20 protein-coding genes are annotated in these 20,682 nt (G+C 30.9%); 9 read left to right on the plus strand and 11 right to left on the minus strand.

Annotated features, from left to right (window positions below; genetic code table 11):
* Window positions 1-22: 22 nt before the first annotated feature.
* From murD to mraZ, 7 genes are read right to left on the minus strand one after another with little or no spacing between them, the layout of a single operon-like run.
* Complete coding sequence (gene murD, locus ACY2RW_RS13185) at window positions 23-1,357, minus strand: UDP-N-acetylmuramoyl-L-alanine--D-glutamate ligase (protein ID WP_490123199.1); 1,335 nt, start codon at window positions 1,355-1,357, stop codon at window positions 23-25.
* Complete coding sequence (gene mraY / locus ACY2RW_RS13190; RefSeq protein ID WP_490123200.1) at window positions 1,358-2,584, minus strand: phospho-N-acetylmuramoyl-pentapeptide-transferase; 1,227 nt, start codon at window positions 2,582-2,584, stop codon at window positions 1,358-1,360.
* 1 nt (window position 2,585) lies between these two features.
* Window positions 2,586-4,052, minus strand: a complete 1,467-nt coding sequence (locus ACY2RW_RS13195; RefSeq protein WP_490123222.1) for a UDP-N-acetylmuramoyl-L-alanyl-D-glutamate--2,6-diaminopimelate ligase — start codon at window positions 4,050-4,052, stop codon at window positions 2,586-2,588.
* Window position 4,053: 1 nt separating this feature from the next.
* Entirely contained in the window at window positions 4,054-5,988 is a 1,935-nt protein-coding gene (locus ACY2RW_RS13200) for a penicillin-binding protein (RefSeq protein WP_490123223.1), read from the minus strand.
* Window positions 5,989-6,047: 59 nt separating this feature from the next.
* Window positions 6,048-6,374, minus strand: a complete 327-nt coding sequence (locus ACY2RW_RS13205; protein WP_490123201.1) for an FtsL-like putative cell division protein — start codon at window positions 6,372-6,374, stop codon at window positions 6,048-6,050.
* Window positions 6,375-6,393: 19 nt separating this feature from the next.
* On the minus strand, window positions 6,394-7,293 hold the full coding sequence (gene rsmH, locus ACY2RW_RS13210) for a 16S rRNA (cytosine(1402)-N(4))-methyltransferase RsmH (RefSeq protein WP_490123202.1): 900 nt from the start codon (window positions 7,291-7,293) through the stop codon (window positions 6,394-6,396).
* Entirely contained in the window at window positions 7,280-7,747 is a 468-nt protein-coding gene (mraZ, locus tag ACY2RW_RS13215) for a division/cell wall cluster transcriptional repressor MraZ (protein WP_490123203.1), read from the minus strand. The genes rsmH and mraZ overlap by 14 nt, the downstream gene beginning before the upstream one ends.
* Window positions 7,748-7,952: 205 nt before the next feature.
* Here mraZ and ACY2RW_RS13220 point away from each other — a divergent pair, with 205 nt between their 5' ends.
* Genes ACY2RW_RS13220 through ACY2RW_RS13240 form a run of 5 tightly spaced genes read left to right on the plus strand, consistent with a single transcriptional unit; the run spans window position 7,953 to window position 11,852 of the window.
* Window positions 7,953-8,717: an alpha/beta fold hydrolase gene (locus ACY2RW_RS13220; RefSeq protein ID WP_490123204.1), complete on the plus strand. Its 765-nt coding sequence runs from the start codon at window positions 7,953-7,955 to the stop codon at window positions 8,715-8,717.
* A gap of 5 nt (window positions 8,718-8,722) precedes the next feature.
* Window positions 8,723-9,334, plus strand: coding sequence for a ribosome biogenesis GTP-binding protein YihA/YsxC (gene yihA / locus ACY2RW_RS13225; protein WP_490123205.1), 612 nt, complete (start codon window positions 8,723-8,725; stop codon window positions 9,332-9,334).
* A 26-nt stretch (window positions 9,335-9,360) separates the two neighbouring features.
* The gene (locus tag ACY2RW_RS13230; RefSeq protein ID WP_490123206.1) at window positions 9,361-10,047 is read left to right on the plus strand and encodes an RluA family pseudouridine synthase; all 687 of its coding nucleotides are present in this window, start codon (window positions 9,361-9,363) and stop codon (window positions 10,045-10,047) included.
* Between the two features lie 30 nt (window positions 10,048-10,077).
* A complete protein-coding gene (locus ACY2RW_RS13235; RefSeq protein WP_490123207.1) occupies window positions 10,078-11,109 on the plus strand; it encodes an alkane 1-monooxygenase in 1,032 nt (343 codons plus the stop codon).
* A gap of 59 nt (window positions 11,110-11,168) precedes the next feature.
* A complete protein-coding gene (locus ACY2RW_RS13240; RefSeq protein ID WP_490123224.1) occupies window positions 11,169-11,852 on the plus strand; it encodes a nitroreductase family protein in 684 nt (227 codons plus the stop codon).
* 249 nt (window positions 11,853-12,101) lie between these two features.
* On the opposite strand, the gene ACY2RW_RS13245 is transcribed toward ACY2RW_RS13240, so the two are convergent.
* Window positions 12,102-14,486, minus strand: coding sequence for a penicillin acylase family protein (locus tag ACY2RW_RS13245; protein WP_490123208.1), 2,385 nt, complete (start codon window positions 14,484-14,486; stop codon window positions 12,102-12,104).
* A 99-nt stretch (window positions 14,487-14,585) separates the two neighbouring features.
* On the opposite strand from ACY2RW_RS13245, the gene ACY2RW_RS13250 reads away from it, so the two are divergent.
* Window positions 14,586-15,749, plus strand: coding sequence for a DegT/DnrJ/EryC1/StrS family aminotransferase (locus ACY2RW_RS13250; RefSeq protein WP_490123209.1), 1,164 nt, complete (start codon window positions 14,586-14,588; stop codon window positions 15,747-15,749).
* 1 nt (window position 15,750) lies between these two features.
* Window positions 15,751-16,761 (plus strand): UDP-glucose 4-epimerase GalE, encoded by a 1,011-nt coding sequence (galE, locus tag ACY2RW_RS13255; protein ID WP_490123210.1) that lies wholly within the window; start codon window positions 15,751-15,753, stop codon window positions 16,759-16,761.
* Between the two features lie 191 nt (window positions 16,762-16,952).
* Here galE and fabD read toward each other — a convergent pair whose 3' ends face one another.
* The 3 genes from fabD to ACY2RW_RS13270 form a co-directional block, all read right to left on the minus strand.
* Window positions 16,953-17,840 (minus strand): ACP S-malonyltransferase, encoded by an 888-nt coding sequence (fabD, locus tag ACY2RW_RS13260; protein WP_490123211.1) that lies wholly within the window; start codon window positions 17,838-17,840, stop codon window positions 16,953-16,955.
* Window positions 17,841-17,966: 126 nt separating this feature from the next.
* On the minus strand, window positions 17,967-18,629 hold the full coding sequence (mnmC2, locus tag ACY2RW_RS13265; RefSeq protein ID WP_490123212.1) for a tRNA (5-methylaminomethyl-2-thiouridine)(34)-methyltransferase MnmC2: 663 nt from the start codon (window positions 18,627-18,629) through the stop codon (window positions 17,967-17,969).
* A gap of 67 nt (window positions 18,630-18,696) precedes the next feature.
* Window positions 18,697-19,203, minus strand: coding sequence for a DUF4920 domain-containing protein (locus ACY2RW_RS13270; protein WP_490123213.1), 507 nt, complete (start codon window positions 19,201-19,203; stop codon window positions 18,697-18,699).
* A gap of 122 nt (window positions 19,204-19,325) precedes the next feature.
* Here ACY2RW_RS13270 and ACY2RW_RS13275 point away from each other — a divergent pair, with 122 nt between their 5' ends.
* Window positions 19,326-20,381: a branched-chain amino acid aminotransferase gene (locus ACY2RW_RS13275; protein WP_490123214.1), complete on the plus strand. Its 1,056-nt coding sequence runs from the start codon at window positions 19,326-19,328 to the stop codon at window positions 20,379-20,381.
* 95 nt (window positions 20,382-20,476) lie between these two features.
* Window positions 20,477-20,677: a (4Fe-4S)-binding protein gene (locus ACY2RW_RS13280; protein WP_490123215.1), complete on the plus strand. Its 201-nt coding sequence runs from the start codon at window positions 20,477-20,479 to the stop codon at window positions 20,675-20,677.
* The last annotated feature ends 5 nt before the right edge of the window (window positions 20,678-20,682 follow it).

The raw sequence follows: 20,682 nt of genomic DNA on the forward strand, positions 1-20,682 counted from the left end.
TGGGAAAGTTGGGATGGGATTTTTACAAACTCCTTACCGCTTTTTTAAATTGACGACCTCTGTCTTCGTAATTTTCAAACAAATCGAAACTTGCACAAGCTGGTGATAATAAAACTGCATCTCCTCTTTCTGCTAACTTATGAGAAACCTTTACTGCTTCTTCTGCACCTGCTGTTTCCACAATAATATCTACTACATTGCCAAACGTATTTTTTATTTTTTCATTATCAACACCTAAACAAACAATTGCTTTTACTTTTTCTCTTACTAATGGCAACAAATCATTATAATCATTTCCTTTATCTACACCACCAACAATCCAAATTGTAGTTTTATCCATACATTCTAAAGCATAAAAAGTTGCATTTACATTGGTTGCTTTAGAATCGTTAATGTATTCTACATCTTTAATTTTAGCTACATTTTCTAATCGATGCTCTGCACCTTCAAAATTTGCTAAACTTTCTTTGATAGATTCTTTTCTAACTTTTAATAATTGTGCAGCCATTGTTGCTGCCATCGCATTTTTTGTATTGTGTTTTCCTCTAACTGATAAAGTTGATAATGGCATAATAAGTTTGTCTTTGTTTATGTTGATTATAATGTTATTGTCTTTTAAAAAAGCTCCGAATTCTAATTCTTGCTCAATTGAAAACGGCACTAATTTTGCTTCTGTTTTATTTGTTTTTAACCAATTATTAATTGCTTCATCATCTGCATCATAAATTAAATAATCGGTTGATTTTTGATTCTTTGTTATTCTAAATTTTGATTCTATATATTTATTAAAATCATACTCATATCTATCTAAATGATCTGGTGTAATATTGGTTAATATTGCTATATGACTATTGAATTTATTTATTCCATCTAATTGAAAACTACTCAATTCTAACACATAATTTTTATAGCTTTTTTCTGCAACTTGCTGTGCAAAGCTGTCTCCAATATTTCCTGCAACCCCAACACTTACACCTGCATTTTTTAAAATATGATGCACCAATAATGTTGTGGTTGTTTTTCCATTAGAACCTGTTATTCCAATAATGTTGGCATCTGTAAATTGTGTTGCAAATTCAATTTCTGAAATCACAGGAATTGATTTGTTTATCAATCTTTTTATCAGCTCAACTTTATCTGGAATTCCAGGACTTTTCATTACTACATCTGCATTAAAAATCTCACTCTCTGTATGATTTTTTTCTTCAAAATTGATCTTGTTATGTAAAAGAACTTCTTTATATTTTTTTGATATTTCTCCTTTGTCTGAAACAAAAACTTCAAATCCTTTTTGTTTTCCTAGAAGTGCTGTACCAACTCCACTTTCTCCTCCTCCAAGAACTACCAACCTTTTCATTTATCTTAATTTTAAAGTAACAATGGCGAATACCGCTAATAGAATTCCAACTATCCAAAAACGGACTACAATTTTACTTTCGTGATAACTTAATTTTTGATAATGATGATGTAAAGGCGACATTCTAAAAATTCTTCTTCCTTCTCCAAACTTTTTCCTAGTGTATTTGAACCAAGAAACTTGCAAAATCACTGATAGGTTTTCAATTACAAAAATTCCTGCTAAAATGGGCAACAACAACTCTTTACGAATTGCAATAGCTATTACTGCAATGATGCCTCCAATAGTTAAACTACCAGTATCTCCCATAAAAACCTGAGCTGGATATGTGTTGTACCAGAGAAAACCAATTAAAGCTCCTGCAAATGCTAGTATAAAAACAGTCATTTCTCCTGAGTTTGGGATGTACATTACATCTAAATAATCTGCAAAAATGATGTTTCCAGAAACCCATGCAAAAACTGCCAAAGTAATGACCATAATTGCAGAGGAACCTGCTGCTAAACCATCTATTCCGTCTGTTAAATTTGCGCCATTAGAAATACCTGTTACAATAAAAACAGTAATAAAAATAAAGATGATCCATCCGTATTTTTCATATCCATCACCTAAAAAACTTAGTGCTTTTGAGTAGTCTAATTCGTTGTCTTTTAAAAACGGAACTGTTGTTTTTGTAGATTTATGTGCTTCACCAAAAACCTTTTTACGTCCATTTTCTTGCAGTACTTGCTGCTCTATTGGAAGTTGTTCTTTTATGGTTACATCATCATTAAAATAAAGCATAGAACCAACAATAATACCTAAACCAACTTGGCCTAAAACCTTAAATTTCCCTTTTAAACCTCCTTTGTCTTTCTTAAATATTTTAATGTAATCGTCTACAAAACCTATAGCACCCATCCAAATTGTAGTAATGAGCAAAATAATGATGTAAATATTATCAACCTTTGCTAATAAAAGTACTGGAATTAGCGTAGCCAAAATAATAATAATTCCACCCATAGTTGGTGTCCCAGCCTTTTGCACTTGCCCTTCTAAGCCTAAATCTCTAATAGATTCTCCTACTTGTTGTTTGCTTAAAAAATTGATAATTCTTTTTCCAAAAATTGCAGAAATTAATAGCGATAAAATAAATGCTGCTGCTGCTCTAAACGTGATAAACTGAAACACACTTGCACCAGGAAAACTAAATTGACTTTCTAAATATTCGAATAAATAATACAGCATTTTAGTTGGTTTTTAGTTGATTGAAACATTTTTTAACTTCCTCTAAATCATCAAAATGTGTTCTTACGCCATTTATTTCTTGATAATTTTCATGTCCTTTTCCTGCAATTAAAATAATATCTCCATTTTCTGAAAATTTACAAGCAGCTTTAATAGCTTGTTTTCTATCTAAAATTGAGACTGTTTTTTTATAATTTTCTGCAGCTACTCCAACCTCCATTTCATCTATAATATTTTGTGCATTTTCCGTTCTTGGGTTGTCTGAAGTAAATATGGCTTGATTACTTAATTGCGAAGCAATATGTGCCATTTTTGGTCTTTTGGTTTTATCTCTATCTCCTCCACAACCTACAACTGTAATTAGTTTTTCGTTACCAGTTCTAATATCATTAATGGTTTCTAAAACATTTTTTAAAGCATCTGGGGTATGTGCATAATCTACAATTGCAGTAACATTGTCATTAGAAACTACATATTCAAAACGCCCACTTACATTTTCTAACTGGCTTACTAGTGTTAAAATCTCTAATTTTTCTAGGCCTAACAATTCTGCTGTAGCATAAATTGCTAATAAGTTATATGCATTAAAACCGCCAATTAATTTTGTCCAAACTTCTGTATCGTTAATTTTTAATAAACTGCCTGATAACTGTTTTTCTAAAATTTTTGCTTTATAATCTGCAATCGTTTTTAAGGCATAGGTATATTTTTTAGCTTTGGAGTTTTGCAACATAAAAGCACCATTTTTATCATCTATATTTGTGAGCGCAAATGCAGTTTTTGGCAAACCATCAAAAAATGCTTTTTTTACATTTCTATACTCTGCAAATGTTTCATGATAATCTAAGTGATCGTGAGAAAGATTCGTAAAAATTCCACCTGCAAAAATTAAACCCTCAGTTCTTTTTTGATGAATTCCATGAGAACTCACCTCCATAAAACAATAATCTACTCCAGCTTCTATCATTTTATCTAAATAACTATTAATAGTCACAGAATCTGGAGTTGTATGAGTTGCTTTAAATTCAGTTTCATCAACCAAAACCTTTACAGTTGATAACAACCCTACCTTATAACCTGCTTTTTTAAACAGTTGATACAAAAGTGAAGCAATAGTAGTTTTTCCATTGGTTCCAGTAACTCCAACTAAAGGTATTTTTTTTGAGGGATTGTCATAAAAATTTGAAGCCATAATTGCCAAAGCAGTATTTGCATCTTCAACTTGCACATAAGTAACACCTTCTTTTTTATTTGAAGGAAAATCTTCGCAAATAATTGCAGTTGCTCCTAAAGAAATTGCTTTTTCGATATACAAATGACCATCTACTGTTACACCTTTTTGTGCCACAAAAACATCCGCTTTTTTAATTTTTCTAGAATCAAAAACAACAGCATTCACATTAATATTTGTACCACCAAACACTTGTTGAATTGCAACTTGATATAATATGTCTTTTAAGTTTTTCAGTTTATGATAATTTTAAAATGATGGTTTTTCCTTTCACTAATTTTTCTCCTTTTTTAAGTGATTGAGAAATTACTTTACCCACTCCTGTAATTTTTACTTTTAAGCCAATATTTTCTAATAAAGACAATGCATCCATACCAGACATGCCACTTACATCTGGAATCTCTTTGTAATTTTTATTTAGTTTTTTATGAAACTTTTTATATTGATTTTCTATAGAAGCAAATTCAATTTTATCATCTACGTATTGATTATCAATAGGAGTTGTAGTGTAAATTTTTTGAGCAATTTCTTTAAAAACTGGAGCAGCAACAGTAGCTCCATAATATCCTTTTTCTTTTTTTGGATCGTGAATTACAACCACACAACTGTACTTAGGTTTATCTGCAGGAAAAAAACCTGCAAAAGATGCTACATAATGCTTATTTGAATACGCCCCATTCACAACTTTTTTGGCAGTTCCTGTTTTTCCTGCCATAGAAAAATTAGGAGAATAGATATTGTCTGCAGTTCCTTTAATTACTACATTTTCCATTACTTTTCGAATCTTTTTTAAAGTTTCATCTGAAGCAATTTTTGGATTTACAACCTCAGTTTTAAATTTTTTTTCAGTTTTATCTTGCCTTCTTAACTCCTTAATAAACCTTGGTTTTACCATTACTCCATTATTAGCAACAGCGTTGTAAAACATTAGCGTTTGCATTGCTGTTACAGAAACACCATAACCCCAAGACATCCACTCTAATGAAATTTTATTCCATCTTTTTTTATCTTTTGGATTAGGAACATAAGGTTGTCCTTCTCCTTTAATTTGAAAACCTATTGGTTTTGTAAAACCATATTCTTCTAATTTAGAAACAAATTTTTCTGGCTTATCATCATAATACTTTCTAATTAACTTTACAATTCCGACATTAGAAGAGACTTCAAAAACTCTTGCAGCAGAAATTTCTCCATAACCTCCTCTTCTAGAATCTTCTACTTTTTTATTATGAATGTAAATTTTACCTTTTTCAGTATCTACAACTGTAGATGTATCAATTTTCTTATCATCTAAAGCAATCATTAAACTTGCCAATTTAAATGTAGAACCTGGCTCATGACTTTCCCAAACTGCGTAATTTCTTTTTTCATAGTAGGTACCTTTTGATGTTCTTCCTAAATTAGAAATTGCTTTAATCTCTCCTGTTGCAGTTTCCATAACCACTGCACAACCATGGTCCGCCTCAAAATATTCTAAACTATTAAGCAAAGCATGGTGTGTAATATCTTGAATATTTACATCTATAGTTGTAATAATATCATGACCATCTATAGGCTCTTTTTCATTAACATCGTTAATTGGCTTCCACTGGTTTTTAGCAATCTTTTGTTTCCAACGCAAACCATTTTTACCCTGCATATAATCTGCAAAAGCTCCTTCTATTCCTGCACCTCCTCTATAATCATCATAACCAATTGTTCTTTCTGCAATTTTACCTATTGGATGTGCACGAACTGTTTTATGCTCTGCAATAAAACCACCTTTGTAAACGCCTTTATTAAAAATTGGAAATTGTTTCATCTTTAAATAATCTGTATAACCAATATTTCTTGCGATTAACAAATACCTGTTTTTTTTGTTTTTTGCGTTTCTTAATTTATTTTGATAAAAAGCTGGAGATTTTCCCAACATTTTTGAAAGTTCTTTAGACAATGCTGCAATATTTTTTTCAAAAACACCACTTTTTACAGCTGCAACTACATCCATTCTTATTGTAAATTTTGACATAGAGGTTGCTAACAAATTACCATCTGCTGCATATACATTTCCTTTGTTAGCATAAATAGTATCTTGCTTAATTGTTAATTCTGTAGAAAGCTTTCTGTATTTATCTCCTTCTGAATATTGAATTGAAAAAACTCGAATTACAACAGCCAACAAAAATAGCGTCATAAAAGCAGCCACTATGTAGAATTTTTTTAGAATGCTTTTTTTATGAGTTGCCAATTGTATTAATCTTTAATAGTTACTTTTATTTTTTTTGGAGGAGTTTTTGAAGGTTCTAAACCTCTTGCCTTTGCTTTTTCTTTTATGTTAGATTCCATTTTCATTCGCATTAAAATGGTTCCAGTATCTACATACTCTGCTCTTAACTCTCTTTTCTTTTTATTTAATTCTGATATTTGAATTACCTTTTTATCTGCTCTATGTGCACTAGAAATCATAAACAACAACAAAATCACAACAAAAATGATAATTCGCCAATTTTTAAAAGCAGACTCATCTGTAAGAAAACTTCCACGAAGAAAGCTATAAACTCCTTTTTTTACTTTAGACATCTTGCTTTAACCTTTTAAATTATTTTCGAAGTGTTGCAATTCTTAATTTTGCACTTCTAGCTCTATTGTTTGTTTTAATTTCTTGCGAGGTAGGAATTATTAACTTTCCTACTTTTTGCAACGGTTCATTACTATTTCCAAAAACATCTTTCTCTGGCTCTCCACTAAACAAACCTGTTCTTATAAATCTTTTTACCAATCTGTCTTCTAAAGAATGATAAGAAATAACACTTAACCTTCCTTTTTCATTTAATAAATTAGGAATCTGCTGTAAAAACTCCTTCAACACCTCTAGTTCTTCATTCACCTCGATTCTTATTGCTTGAAAAATTTGCGCTATAATTTTGTGCTCTTTTGCTTTTGGCAAATACCTCTGCAATACTTTTCTTAACTGCAAACTTGTTTCAATCTTAGCTTCTCCTCTTTTCTCTACAATTGTTTTTGCTATGTTTCTTGAGTTTCTCAACTCTCCATATAAAAACAATATTTCTGCTAATTTTTCTTCAGAATAATTATTAACAATCTCCTTTGCTGATGTTTTCGACTTCTGATTCATCCTCATATCTAAATCTCCATCAAAACGAGTTGAAAACCCTCTTTCTGCCTCATCAAATTGATGAGAAGAAACTCCCAAATCAGCTAAAACACCATCTACCTTTCTTATTCCATGAAATCTTAAAAATCTTGAGATATATCTAAAATTCTCTGGAATTAAAACAAAACGCTCATCATCAATCACATTTTCTAAAGCATCAGGATCTTGATCAAAGGCAAACAATTTTCCATTTTTTCCAAGCCTACTCAAAATTTCTTTAGAATGACCACCTCCACCAAACGTAACATCTACATAAACACCATCTTTTTCTATAGAAAGCGCATCAACACTTTCTTTTAATAAAACTGGATTATGATAGCTCATCAAAATCTGTATTACCCATTACTTCTTCTGCTAAATCAGCAAAATCATCTGCTGCATCATCTATCGCTTTTTCGTACTTATCTTTATCCCAAATCTCAATAATATTTAGAGAAGATGACATGACTACCTGCTTTTTAATACCTGCAAAATCATACAAATCTTTTGGAATTAAAATTCTACCAGCAGCATCTAACTCTACCATTTTAACACCTGCTGTAAACCTCCTAATAAAATCGTTGTTCTTTTTTTTAAACCTATTTAACTTATTTATTTTCTCCATCATCAAATTCCACTCTTTCATTGGATACAACTCTAAACAAGGCTGAAAAACAGCTCTTTTCACAACAAAACCTTCTTGCAACACAGTAGACAATTGCTTTTTAAAAGCTGACGAAAACATCAACCTTCCTTTAGCATCAGCCTTACACTCGTATGTACCAATTAGATTTATCACCCTTTAAAAACAGTTTATGATATCAAAAATATATAAAATTTACCACTTTTTACCACTTTTTACTACTTTGTTAATAAATAACGCATTTGTTAACAATTCATTGCCTGTTAATTACTTTAAAAAATTAAAAAATGGGTTTTTCGAAAACGATATCTATTTGATAAAAAAGGATTACATTTGCTTTCAAGCGAATTGAAAAAAATCAATGACTGACAAGTTAAAAACGGAAGGAAAATTTACATACGCAGAAGCTGGAGAAGGACCTGCTATCATTGTTTTACATGGGTTGATGGGTGCCTTAAGTAATTTTGGACCTACTTTTGATCATTTTTCTAAAAATGATTATAAAGTACTAATTCCAGAATTGCCTTTATATACTTTACCATTAATTAGCACCAATGTTAAGAATTTAGCTAAATTCTTAAAAGACTTTATGAAATTTAAAGGAATTGAGAGTGCTATTCTTGTGGGAAATTCTTTAGGAGGACATATTGCATTGTATTTTACAAAACATTATCCTGAAAAGGTAAATGCATTGGTACTTACAGGTAGTTCTGGTTTGTACGAAAAAGCAATGGGAGATAGTTTTCCTAAAAGAGGAAATTACGAGTATATAGAGCAAAAAGCAAGAGATGTGTTTTATGACCCAGCTATTGCTACAAAAGAGTTAGTAGACGATGTTTACGACACTGTAAATAATAGAATAAAAGCAATAAAAACACTATCTATAGCAAAGAGTGCAATTAGACACAACATGGCTAATGATTTACCAAAAATGGAACAACCAACTTGTTTAATTTGGGGTAAACAGGATAATGTTACACCACCAGAAGCTGCTGAAGATTTTCACAAATTATTACCAAATTCTGACTTATTTTGGATAGATAAATGTGGTCATGCTGCAATGATGGAAAGACCTGAGGAGTTTAATAAAATTCTTCAAGATTGGTTTACTTCTAGAAATATTTAAATTCGATGAAAATTAAATCTGCAGAATTTGTTATGAGCAACAGTAATGTTACTAAAGCTCCTAAAGACAGAATCCCAGAATACGCTTTTATTGGTAGATCTAATGTTGGTAAATCTTCATTAATAAATATGTTGATGGAGCGTAAAGATTTAGCAAAAATCTCTGGAAAACCAGGAAAAACACAACTCATCAACCACTTTAAGATTAATGACGAATGGTTTTTAGTAGACCTACCAGGTTATGGGTATGCTCAAGTTTCTAAAAAGAAAAGAGTTATTTTTCAGTATTTTATAGAAAATTACTTTAAAGAAAGAGAACAATTGGTTTGCACATTTGTTTTGATAGACTCAAGGCACGATCCTCAGAAAATAGATTTAGATTTTATGCAGTTTTTAGGCGAACAACAACTTCCGTTTTGTATAGTTTTCACCAAGGCAGACAAGCTAAGTAGCTCAAAACTCAACAAGCAGATTACTTCTTACAAAAAGAAATTATTACAGTATTGGGAGTCGCTACCAACTTCTTTTATCACCTCATCTTCTTCAGGTTTTGGTAGAGATGAGTTTTTAAATTTTATTGATGGTGTTAATGAAGATGTAAAAGATAATTTTAAATAAATTCTCGATTTTGCTCAAAGTGAAAAATGCAATCAACTAAAGAAAATTTACAGGTTTTATTTGAAGACAATCACATTATAATTGTGAATAAAAGAGCTGGAGATATTACACAAGGTGATAAAACAGGAGACAAACCTTTAAGTGAAGTTGTAAAAGAATATATAAAAGACAAGTACAACAAACCTGGCAATGTTTTTATTGGAACAGTACATAGGTTAGACAGACCCACTTCTGGAATTATCATTTTTGCAAGGACCTCTAAAGCTTTAGAACGTTTAAATAAAATGTTACGAGAAAAAACTATTCATAAAACCTATTGGGCTGTTGTAAAAAATTATCCGAAGAAAGAAAAAGACACCTTAACTAATTTCTTAAAAAAAGACGCTAAAAAAAACAAATCTTTTGTTTACAAGAAAGAAATAGAAGGCTCTAAGAAAGCGATATTACATTATAAAGTACTACAAAAATTAGACAATTACGCTTTGTTAGAAATCGACTTAGAAACTGGAAGACACCATCAAATTAGAACACAGTTATCTTTTATTGGAAGTCCAATAAAAGGAGACTTAAAATACGGCTTTAACAGGAGTAATAAAGACGGAAGTATTCATTTACATGCTAGGAAAATTAATTTTATTCATCCTGTAAGTAAAGAAACTATTAAAATTACTGCTCCAACACCTAATGATGCTATTTGGAGTGCATGTAACTAATTGGTATCTTTAGAAAATAATTATTTCTTAATGAATCTTTTTAAATACTTTGCCATTTTTACTTTGCCTTTTGTGGTATACATCTCTTTTTACAATTATGGCTGGTGGACTTATTTACCAATTTTTTATGTCTTTGGGTTTGTTCCTTTTATCGAGTTTTTTATAAAACCTAACAAGAAAAACTTATCAAAAGAAGAAGAAAAAATTGAAAAGCAAAACAAGAATTACACTTACTTATTGTATGCAACTTTACCTATTCAAATTATTTTTTTAATACTTTTTTTAAATGTAATCCAAGAGCCTAATTTATCTACCTTAGAAATTAGTGGAAGAATTTTAGCAATGGGAATTTTATGTGGAGTAATGGGCATTAATGTTGGCCATGAGTTAGGACATAGAAACAATAGGTTTGATGAACTTATTGGAGAAATATTATTACTATCTTCATTAAACACCCATTTTTTACCCTATCATAATGGAGGGCATCATTTTAATGTAGCTACTCCAGAAGATGCAGCCACAGCAAGAAAAAATGAATGGATTTTCTCTTTTTGGATTCGTTCTCACTTTACAAGCTATGTACAAGCTTGGAAGTTAGAAAACAAACGAATGAAGTCTGAAAACAGATCTTGGTTCCATCATCAAAATAGAATGTTAATCTATACTTTTTGTAATATCTTTTTAATTGCATTGATTTATTTTTTCTTCGGACAATTTGCTACATTATCTTTTATTGCTGCTGCAAGTATTGGTATTGTTTTGTTAGAAACCGTAAACTACATAGAGCACTATGGTTTGCTTAGAAAAAAGAATGAAAACGGAAGATACGAACGTGTAAAAAGAAATCATTCTTGGAATTCAGACCATCAAGTTGGGCAAGCATTGTTATTTAATTTATCACGTCATTCAGATCATCATTATAATGGTGCAAAACATTACCAGCTCTTAAAATCTTTACCAGAAAGCCCTCAAATGCCAACAGGTTATCCAGGAATGATGCTACTTTCGCTCTTACCTCCATTATGGTTTTGGGTGATGAATAAAAGAATAAAAAATCTGTAATTAAACATGTCTCAAGAAAAAAAGGTTTCAGAAGCATAAAGTACAGGCGTTCTGTAAGAATTTATGATGCTCAAAAACCAATTGATACGCATACTGTAAAAAGATGTTTGGAACTTGCTGCATTAGCTCCAAATAGCAGCAATATGCAATTGTGGGAATTTTATCATATTACATCTAAAGATGTTATTGATAAAATTGCGCCTTATTGTTTCAACCAAAATGCAGCAAAAACAGCCCAACAATTAGTCGTTTTTGTAGTTAGAAAAGATTTATGGAAACAAAGAGCCAAAGCCAATTTACAATACATGGATACCGTTTTCGGGAAAAACAATCCTAAAGCAGAACAAAGCAGCAGAGAAAAAGTAGCAAGAAATTATTATGGAAAAATAATTCCGTTTGCGTATGCAGAATTTTTAGGAATTTTAGGTTTTCTAAAACATCTAATGGTTTTAATTGTCGGACTTTTTAAACCTATGTACAGACAGGTTAGAAAAAGTGATATGCGCATTGTTGCTCATAAAACCTGTGGCTTAGCTGCAGAAAATTTTATGATTTCTATGGCTGCAGAAGGTTACGATACTTGCCCAATGGAAGGTTCAGACACTTGGCGTGTAAAAAATTTATTGGGATTGTCTTTTTCTTCAGAAATTAACATGATTGTCTCTTGCGGAATTAGAACCGAAAAAGGAGTTTATGGCGAGCGTTTTAGAATTCCTTTTGAGGAAGTTTATAAAGAGGTTTAATTATGTTGGATTTCTTTGGTTTTGAAATATTATATCTAATTTGTAACTTTATTAGTGGCACAATTAGATGGATTTATGGATCCATTTATAGAACAATCTTCAAAAAGCCAAAATTTAAATATAAAGAGTATGTTTTTGGAATAGAAAACTCAAAAAATCATTTTGATATTCATGGCCATCATTTCAATAATATGATGATCACATTTATTTTTATTGGAACAATTATAGGATTACTTAATTACCTTTAATCTATTTTTCAGGCTTCAAAACCAAAACATTTTTACTTTTCTCAATTTCTGTTTGATTCAAATACATTTTTACAAACTCGCCATTTAAATATTTTTGGGTTTGGTCTTTGTAATACTCACTAAATACATTTCCAGATTGACCTGTTGGTAAAATTGACACGCTATTTTCTACATCAGAAAAATCGATAATTCTTCTTGTTGATGGCCCTGCATTAACTTTATAAACACCAGTACTATCTAACTTAAAAATTTGATTATTAATTACTTCATTTCCTCCAATCGTTTCAAAAGGTCCCACATTAAATAGCTTACGTAAAACTCCACCCGCTTTTCCAATTGCATGCTCGTATTCTACAGAAATTACTCTGTTCCAAGTCCAATCTTCTACATTTTCACCCAACTGATTTTGTAAGAAAGAAATTGTATTTTTAAATGATGTATTAATTATTTCTGCTTTGGTTTCCATTTTATCTTTAGTAGAAACATCATCCCACCAAACAGATTTTTCTCTATCTACTTGTACTGGCAACACATGATCTTGCAATTGGGAGTTGATAAACAAATCGAAACTAACTCCTAATTCATCTTTGTAAGTTTCTTTTAAAAATTCATATAAAAAACGATTGTAAATAGTTGCTCCAACAGAAGATTTTAAATAAGTTCCATCCCAATTTTCTAAAACTGAATATGCTTTTCTTTCTGAAGGAGTCAGCATCGATTTATCTACATTCTCTAACAAATTCCTTCCAATTTCTGGGGCTGTTGCAGATTTTACATCGTAAATCATTTTTTGAACGTCTTTTGTTGTAAAATCATTTTTTGGCGACAACAACTCCACAATTCTCTTAGAACGATCTTGTGGTTGGTAATATCCTGGATACAATTTACCTCTTACAGAATCTGGTTGATGATTTGCAGAATACACATAATTTCTTGATGGATTTATTGCTTGAGGATTCTCTTCAAAAGGTAAAAACTCCACAATTTCATCATTTCCAGAAGCACCATCTAAATAAGTTTTGGATGATAATGAATCTCTTAACTGATATAATTTTGCTGATGAAAACCAACCAATATTATCTTTTGCATCACCATACATTACATTTAACCCTGGAGCGTGAATTTTAGCAACGTAACTCCTAAAATTCCTTAAAGATTTAGAGTGTGATATTCCATAAGAAACTTCTAACATTTCGTTTGGTAATTGTGTGTAAATCCAGTTCATCGCAATTGGGCGTTCATCAATAATATGCTCTATCAAACCATTCATAATAGGCCCATACTTACTTACTTTAACTTGATAGGTAGTATCTGCTTCCCCTTTAATTTTAATGGTTTTGTTTCTAATTTCATATTTTTTAAAACCTTCTTTTGTTTGATATTCTAAAGGATTGTCAGGATTTTCTTTTTCAATATAAAAGTTTAAATCATCATTCGCTAACATTGTCAAACCATAAGCATATTCACGATTATGCCCTAACAAAGGAAAAGGCATCAATGCAATATTGTATCCGTAAATTTCGTAATCGGGTGTTTTTATATGATTTTGATACCAAACAGAAGGTTGCGCAAAAGCAATGTGTGGATCGTTAGCAAAAATTACCTTTCTGTTTTTAGTTTTCTCAGGAGCTATTACCCAAGAGTTGCTTCCAATAAAAGGAGAAACAGGTAAATCATCCATAATTGCACTTACAGTTTTAGAAAAAACTGCATCAATTTTTTTCGGATTGTATGTTTTATTAATCGTTAAATTTTCGCTGTAAGAACTCATTAATTCTTGCAAATAAGAATCACCTAATTTTTCTTTTATTTCAGTTAATAATGGATCTGTTTTATGAGCAACTGCAAAACTAAAAGACATATACCCAAAAACATTATACATATCTTTTATTGTATATTTTTCTTTATTTACGCCTACCATATAAAATTCTATGGGTGTTTTTCCTTCTTCTATATACTGATTAACACCATCTAAATAAGCTTGACTTAACATATAAGATTTAGAGGTTTTATCTAAACCTTTTATAGTTTTCTCAGCAGCTTCTTCAATACCTAAACCTCCAAAAAATTGATCTACTCTTACCAAGTCTTTACCAAAAATCTCTGCCAATCTTCCAGATGCTATTCTGCGCATTAACTCCATTTGCCACAACCTGTCTTGTGCATGCACATAACCTAAAGCTACATAAGCATCTTTTTGGTTTTTTGCATTAATATGCGGAACTCCAATCTCATCAAAATAGACAGTTACTTTCTCAGAAATATTTTTCAATTCTAATTCTCCATAATATTTAGGAGCAGCATATTTGGTATATAACCAGCCTAGAATAACTACTAATAATACAAGAATTAATAGTATTCTTAAAAAACGCTTTAGAAACTTCATAAAAATTGATTTTTTTCAAAGATAATAGAATTATTATTTACGGATAAATACAATAAAAATCGCTGGAAGTTTGTATTTTTGATGAGTAAAATTTTCTAGATGAAAAAAATCCAAATGGTTGACCTTCAAGGTCAATATCAACGAATAAAAGATGAAGTAAATACTTCTATAGAACAAGTTTTAAATACATCTGCATACATCAATGGTCCTTTAGTTCATGAATTTCAAGCAGATTTAGAAAAATATTTAGACGTAAAACACGTTATTCCTTGTGCAAACGGAACAGATGCTTTGCAAATTGCAATGATGGGTTTAGGTTTAAAGCAAGGTGATGAAGTGATAACTGCAGATTTTACATTTGCTGCAACTGTAGAGGTTATTGCACTTTTAAAATTAACACCTGTTTTGGTTGATGTTGAAAAAGACACCTTTAATATTGATATTGAAGCTTTAAAAAGAGCAATTACACCAAAAACAAAAGCAATTGTTCCTGTTCATTTATTTGGACAAGTAGCCAATATGGATGCTGTTTTAGAAATTGCCAAAGAACATAATTTGTTTGTTATAGAAGACAACGCTCAAGCAATTGGTGCAAATTACACCTTTAAAGACGGATCAAAAAAGAAAGCAGGAACTATTGGAAATGTAGGTACAACTTCTTTTTTCCCTTCAAAAAACTTAGGTTGTTATGGAGATGGAGGAGCCATTTTTACCAATGATGATGAATTGGCACATACTCTAAGAGGAATCGTAAATCACGGAATGTATACACGTTATTATCATGATGTAGTTGGTGTAAATTCTAGATTAGACTCTATACAAGCAGGTGTTTTAAAAGCAAAATTACCAAATTTAGATGCTTATTGTTACGCTCGAAGAAATGCAGCTCGTTTTTATAACAATGCATTTAAAAGCAACCCAAATATAATTACACCAACCACAAAATCAAATGCAACAAATAGTTGTGGAGAAATTTGTGAAGTTTGTGATTGTCACGTTTTTCATCAATATACCTTACAAATTACTAATGGAAAAAGAGACGAACTACACAAACATTTGTTAGACAAAGGAATTCCAAATGCAATTTACTATCCAGTTGCTTTACATGCTCAAAAAGCATATCAAGACTCACGTTACAAAGAAAGCGATTTTCCTGTAACCAATCAATTGATAAAAACTGTTATCTCTTTACCTATGCATACAGAGTTAGACCAAGAACAATTAACATTTATAACAGAAACAATCAATCAATTTATAAAATAGTATGAAAAGAATTCTAGTAACAGGAGGATTAGGTTTTATTGGTTCTCATACAGTAGTAGAATTACAAAATGAAGGTTTTGAAGTTGTTATTATTGATGATTTATCCAATACTAGAATTTCTGTTTTAGAAAAAATAACAGAAATAACAGGTAAAAAACCAGATTATCACAATATCGATTTAAGAGTTAAAAATGATGTTAAAAACTTTTTTGACACTAATAAAGTAGATGGAATAATACATTTTGCCGCTTTTAAAGCAGTTGGAGAAAGTATGGAAAACCCATTAGATTACTATGAAAACAATATTGGTTCTTTAGTATATCTTTTACAAGAAATGAGAGATAGAAATATTGATAATTTTATCTTTTCTTCTTCTTGTACTGTTTATGGGCAAGCAGATGAATTGCCAATTACAGAAAATGCACCTGTAAAAACAGCAGAATCTACGTATGGAAACACCAAACAAATTGGTGAAGAAATAATTAAAGAAACCTGTAAAGCACATAATTTAAATGCAATTGCATTACGTTACTTTAATCCTATTGGAGCGCACGAAAGTGTAAAAATTGGAGAATTACCACTAGGAGTTCCTCAAAATTTAATTCCTTTTGTTACACAAACTGCAGCTGGAATTAGAAAAGAGCTGTCTGTTTTTGGTGATGATTATCCTACTTTAGACGGAACTGCAGTTAGAGATTACATTCACGTAGTAGATTTGGCAAAAGCGCATATTGCTGCTCTAAAAAGATTAACAAATAAAAATAACAAACAAAATTTTGAGTTTTTTAATGTAGGTACAGGAACAGGAAGCTCTGTTTTAGAAGTAATAAAAGCTTTCGAAAAAGCATCTGGAAAACCATTAAATTATAAAATTGTTGGCAGACGTGAAGGAGATATTACAGCTGCGTATGCAGATACTACAATTGCAAATAAAGAATTAAACTGGAAAACAGAAAAAACACTAGATGAAGCTTTAGCTGCTGCTTGGAAATGGCAACAGCAGCAAAATTAATTCGTTAAAAAATGAGGCTGTCTGAATAGTATTAAAATTTGTCATTCGACTGTAATGGAGAAATCTTATTTACTCAAATCAATTACATAGATTTTTCGACAAAGCCTGTCTTGAGTGAAGACGAAAGGCTCAAAATGACAGATAAATTAACTTTTCAGACAGCCTCATTTTTTTATCTTTATTTTACGCTCTTATTCAGCTAAAATAGCTCCACTAGCAGTAACACTTCTATCTATTTTTCGCATTAAACCTTGTAATACTTTACCAGGTCCAACTTCTATAAATTCGGTTCCACCATCTGCAACCATAGCTTGCACACATTGTGTCCATTTTACAGGTGCAGTTAATTGTGCAATTAAGTTTTCTTTAATTTCATCAGGATTAATAACCGCTTTTGCTACAACGTTTTGATATACTGCACAAGTTGGTTCACTAAATTTTGTAGCTTCTATAGCAGCTGCTAACTCTTCTCTTGCTGGTTCCATCATTGGTGAATGAAATGCCCCACCAACTGGTAATAACAATGCTCTTCTTGCTCCTTTTTCAGTTAAAACTTCACATGCTTTTTCAACAGCTTCAATTTCTCCAGAAATTACTAATTGACCTGGACAATTGTAATTTGCTGCAACTACAATCCCATCAATTTCTGCACAAGTTTCTTCTACTACATTATCATCCAAACCTAAAACTGCAGCCATTGTAGAAGGTGCAATTTCACAAGCTTTTTGCATAGCTAAAGCACGTTTAGAAACTAATTTTAAACCATCTTCAAAAGATAAAACTCCGTTAGCAACTAAAGCAGATAATTCTCCTAAAGAGTGTCCAGCAACCATTTCTGGCTGAAAAGAATCACCTAAAACCTTTGCTAAAATTACTGAATGCAAAAAGATTGCTGGTTGAGTAACTTTTGTTTCTTTTAATTGTTCTGCAGTTCCCTCAAACATAATGTCTGTAATTGAGAACCCTAAAATATCGTTTGCTTTTTCAAAGTATTCTTGAGCTAATGGCGATTTTTCGTATAAATCTAATCCCATCCCTGTAAACTGCGCTCCTTGACCAGGAAAAATATATGCTTTCATACACTATAAAATTGTTGTTTGTTGCCGCAAAAATAATCATTTTTTATTGGAAATTATTTTTGTAGCTTTTTAAGTATGAAGTAATAAAACGTTCCTTTTTTAAACATACAATTATTTAAAGAAACATTAATCTATCTTCGTTTTAATGGCTCTTAACATTTCTCTTTTTCCTGGAGGTCCAGGTAAACGCTCTACAGAAAAACCTACTTCTTGCATTGCTCTTCTAACGCTTCCTTTTGCAGAATAAGTTACTAAAATTCCGTTTTCTTTTAGTGCTATATACATTTTCTGAAAGATTTCTACTGTCCATAATTGTGGTTGAACTCGCGCTCCAAAAGCATCAAAATAGATTAAATCGAAAGCATTTTCATCATTAATATCTTCAAAAAATTGTTTTCTTTTTTCAAGCGAAAAATTTTCTGTTATTTGATGTTGTTCTTCCCAAGAAACAGCATGCATTTTTTTAAAAATAGCACTTTCTTTTTCAGCTTCTAAAACTGAAATAAAATTCATCTTTTCAACTTCTTCAGCAGTAACAGGATATGCTTCTACACCAACATAATCAATTTTCTTTTTTGATTCTAAATAAGTAATAAAACAATTTAAACCTGTACCAAAACCAATTTCTAATATTGAAACTTTTTCTGATTCAACTTGTTTCAATCCCATTTTAATAAAAACGTGATAGGTTTCATTAATCGAACCATTTTTAGAATGATATTGCTCATTCCAATCTGGTAAATGAATGGTGGTAGAACCATCTGAAGTTGTTAATATTTCGCGTTTCAAAATGATAAATTTAATTCATTAGATTTCTCAATCGCTTTAAAAGCTCATTTCGAAATGACAATTTACTTTATTTTTTCATTAAAACTCCATCAGCCTCAAAAGCAAACTCTACTTTAGGTTCTGTTATTTTTGCAATTTCAGCTTTAGATTTTCCTGCATCTTCTGCATAGTGTTGTAATTCTTTCACAGGAGTTTCTTTTACAAAAGCTTTTCCGTTTACAATAACTTCACTTCCTTTTGAATCTAAGGGCATAAAAAAACCATAATCTTTAAAACGCACCATTGTTTCTGTTTCTTTATTTAAAGGTAATTTCATCCAACATCCTTTTTTTGAACAAACTTCTTTAATATTTGAAACAAATTTTACATTTATAGTGTCACCCACTTTCATCGCTTTAAACTTAGCCAACAGCTCTTCTGATGTTATGGCTTTATCTGCAGAAATTTTTGCTCCGAAAGAATTGTAATTTGTAGTAATTTCTACTTCTTTTTCTACTTTAATTTCTTTTTTTTCTTGTTTACAAGCTGTAATAACAAAGATTACGATTGCAAAAAATTTAACGATATTCTTCATAAGATGCATTTTTAATAAAATAATAACAAATGTACGTAATTTTAGTGCAAAACCAATAATTAGATATCCTTTCAGATGAATAATTTATGTACATTTGTGGAGAAAAAATAATTGATTTATTTATGAGTTCTACGATAGAAATAAAACGTGTAGAAAAATCGAACATTGAAAATGTAGATTTTAACAACTTACCATTTGGTAGTGTGTATTCTGATCACATGTTAGAATGTGATTTTGTAAATGGTGAGTGGCAAACTCCTGTTATTAGACCTTATGCTCCAATTTCTTTAGATCCGTCTGCGAAAATTTTCCATTATGGACAATCTATTTTTGAAGGAATGAAAGCTTACAAAGATGCAGATGGTAATACCATGTTATTTAGACCTTTAGACAATTGTAAACGTTTAAACAAATCTGCAGAACGTCTGGTAATACCACAGATTCCTGAAAACATTTTTATGGACGGATTAAAAAAATTATTAGAAGTTGATAATGCCTGGATTCCTAAAAATGAAGGAAGTTCTTTATACATAAGACCTTTTATGTTTGCTTCTGGATTAGGTTTTCATGCTTCTCCTGCAGATGCTTATAAGTTTGTTATTTGTACAGCTCCTTCTGGTGCATATTTTGCTGGAAAAGTAAAAGTTTTAATCGAAGAAAAATATGCAAGAGCAGCCAATGGTGGGGTTGGTTTTGCAAAAGCTGGAGGTAATTATGCTGCACAGTTTTATCCTACGCAATTAGCAATAGAAAAAGGGTATAATCAAGTAATTTGGACGGATGATAATTCGCACGAATATATTGAAGAAGCTGGTGCTATGAACATTTTTATCAGAATTGGAGACACGCTAATTACAAGTCCAACTAACGATAGAATTTTAGATGGAATTACGCGTAAAAGTATCATCCAAATTGCACAAGATACACGTATTGATGTAGAAGTAAGAAAGATTACAGTTTCTGAAGTAATTTCTGCTGCTCAAAATGGAAATTTAAAAGAAATGTTTGGTGCAGGAACAGCTGCAGTAATTTCACCAATTTCAGGTTTTGGTTATCAAGGCACAGATTATGATTTACCTGAATTAGAAAAACCTTTTGCGGCTACTTTAAAGAAAGCAATTACAGATATACAAACCAATAAAGCTAAAGACCCTTATGGTTGGAGAGTGATGGTTTAAATAGAACACAACAATAATGTAAAAGCATCAATTTAGTTTGATGCTTTTTTTGTGCTTTAAATTTTGCTATCTTTAAAAAACTAAAATTTAATCTTATGAAAACGTATCTAAAAGAAGATATTAAAGTAGACTGGGAACCAGAAAAATGTACGCATTCTGCAAAATGTGCTTTAGGTTTACCCAAAGTTTTTAAACCTAAAGACAAACCTTGGGTACAAACAGAAAATGCAACCAAACAAGAAATTATCAATCAAGTTGGTAAATGTCCTTCAGGAGCTTTGAGTATTATAAGATAAAAAGT

It is taken from the genome of Polaribacter sp. 2305UL8-11 (assembly GCF_058147165.1).

Excerpts from the sequence above, each read along its gene's own strand:
- ACY2RW_RS13245 (WP_490123208.1), bottom strand. The coding sequence starts at position 14,486 with ATGAAGTTTCTAAAGCGTTTTTTAAGAATACTATTAATTCTTGTATTA.
- ACY2RW_RS13200 (WP_490123223.1), bottom strand. The coding sequence starts at position 5,988 with ATGACGCTATTTTTGTTGGCTGTTGTAATTCGAGTTTTTTCAATTCAA.
- ACY2RW_RS13280 (WP_490123215.1), top strand. The coding sequence starts at position 20,477 with ATGAAAACGTATCTAAAAGAAGATATTAAAGTAGACTGGGAACCAGAA.
- mraY (WP_490123200.1), bottom strand. The coding sequence starts at position 2,584 with ATGCTGTATTATTTATTCGAATATTTAGAAAGTCAATTTAGTTTTCCT.
- ACY2RW_RS13205 (WP_490123201.1), bottom strand. The coding sequence starts at position 6,374 with ATGTCTAAAGTAAAAAAAGGAGTTTATAGCTTTCTTCGTGGAAGTTTT.
- ACY2RW_RS13270 (WP_490123213.1), bottom strand. The coding sequence starts at position 19,203 with ATGAAGAATATCGTTAAATTTTTTGCAATCGTAATCTTTGTTATTACA.
- rsmH (WP_490123202.1), bottom strand. The coding sequence starts at position 7,293 with ATGAGCTATCATAATCCAGTTTTATTAAAAGAAAGTGTTGATGCGCTT.
- fabD (WP_490123211.1), bottom strand. The coding sequence starts at position 17,840 with ATGAAAGCATATATTTTTCCTGGTCAAGGAGCGCAGTTTACAGGGATG.
- murD (WP_490123199.1), bottom strand. The coding sequence starts at position 1,357 with ATGAAAAGGTTGGTAGTTCTTGGAGGAGGAGAAAGTGGAGTTGGTACA.
- ACY2RW_RS13230 (WP_490123206.1), top strand. The coding sequence starts at position 9,361 with ATGCAATCAACTAAAGAAAATTTACAGGTTTTATTTGAAGACAATCAC.
- ACY2RW_RS13220 (WP_490123204.1), top strand. The coding sequence starts at position 7,953 with ATGACTGACAAGTTAAAAACGGAAGGAAAATTTACATACGCAGAAGCT.
- yihA (WP_490123205.1), top strand. The coding sequence starts at position 8,723 with ATGAAAATTAAATCTGCAGAATTTGTTATGAGCAACAGTAATGTTACT.
- ACY2RW_RS13250 (WP_490123209.1), top strand. The coding sequence starts at position 14,586 with ATGAAAAAAATCCAAATGGTTGACCTTCAAGGTCAATATCAACGAATA.
- galE (WP_490123210.1), top strand. The coding sequence starts at position 15,751 with ATGAAAAGAATTCTAGTAACAGGAGGATTAGGTTTTATTGGTTCTCAT.
- ACY2RW_RS13275 (WP_490123214.1), top strand. The coding sequence starts at position 19,326 with ATGAGTTCTACGATAGAAATAAAACGTGTAGAAAAATCGAACATTGAA.
- ACY2RW_RS13235 (WP_490123207.1), top strand. The coding sequence starts at position 10,078 with ATGAATCTTTTTAAATACTTTGCCATTTTTACTTTGCCTTTTGTGGTA.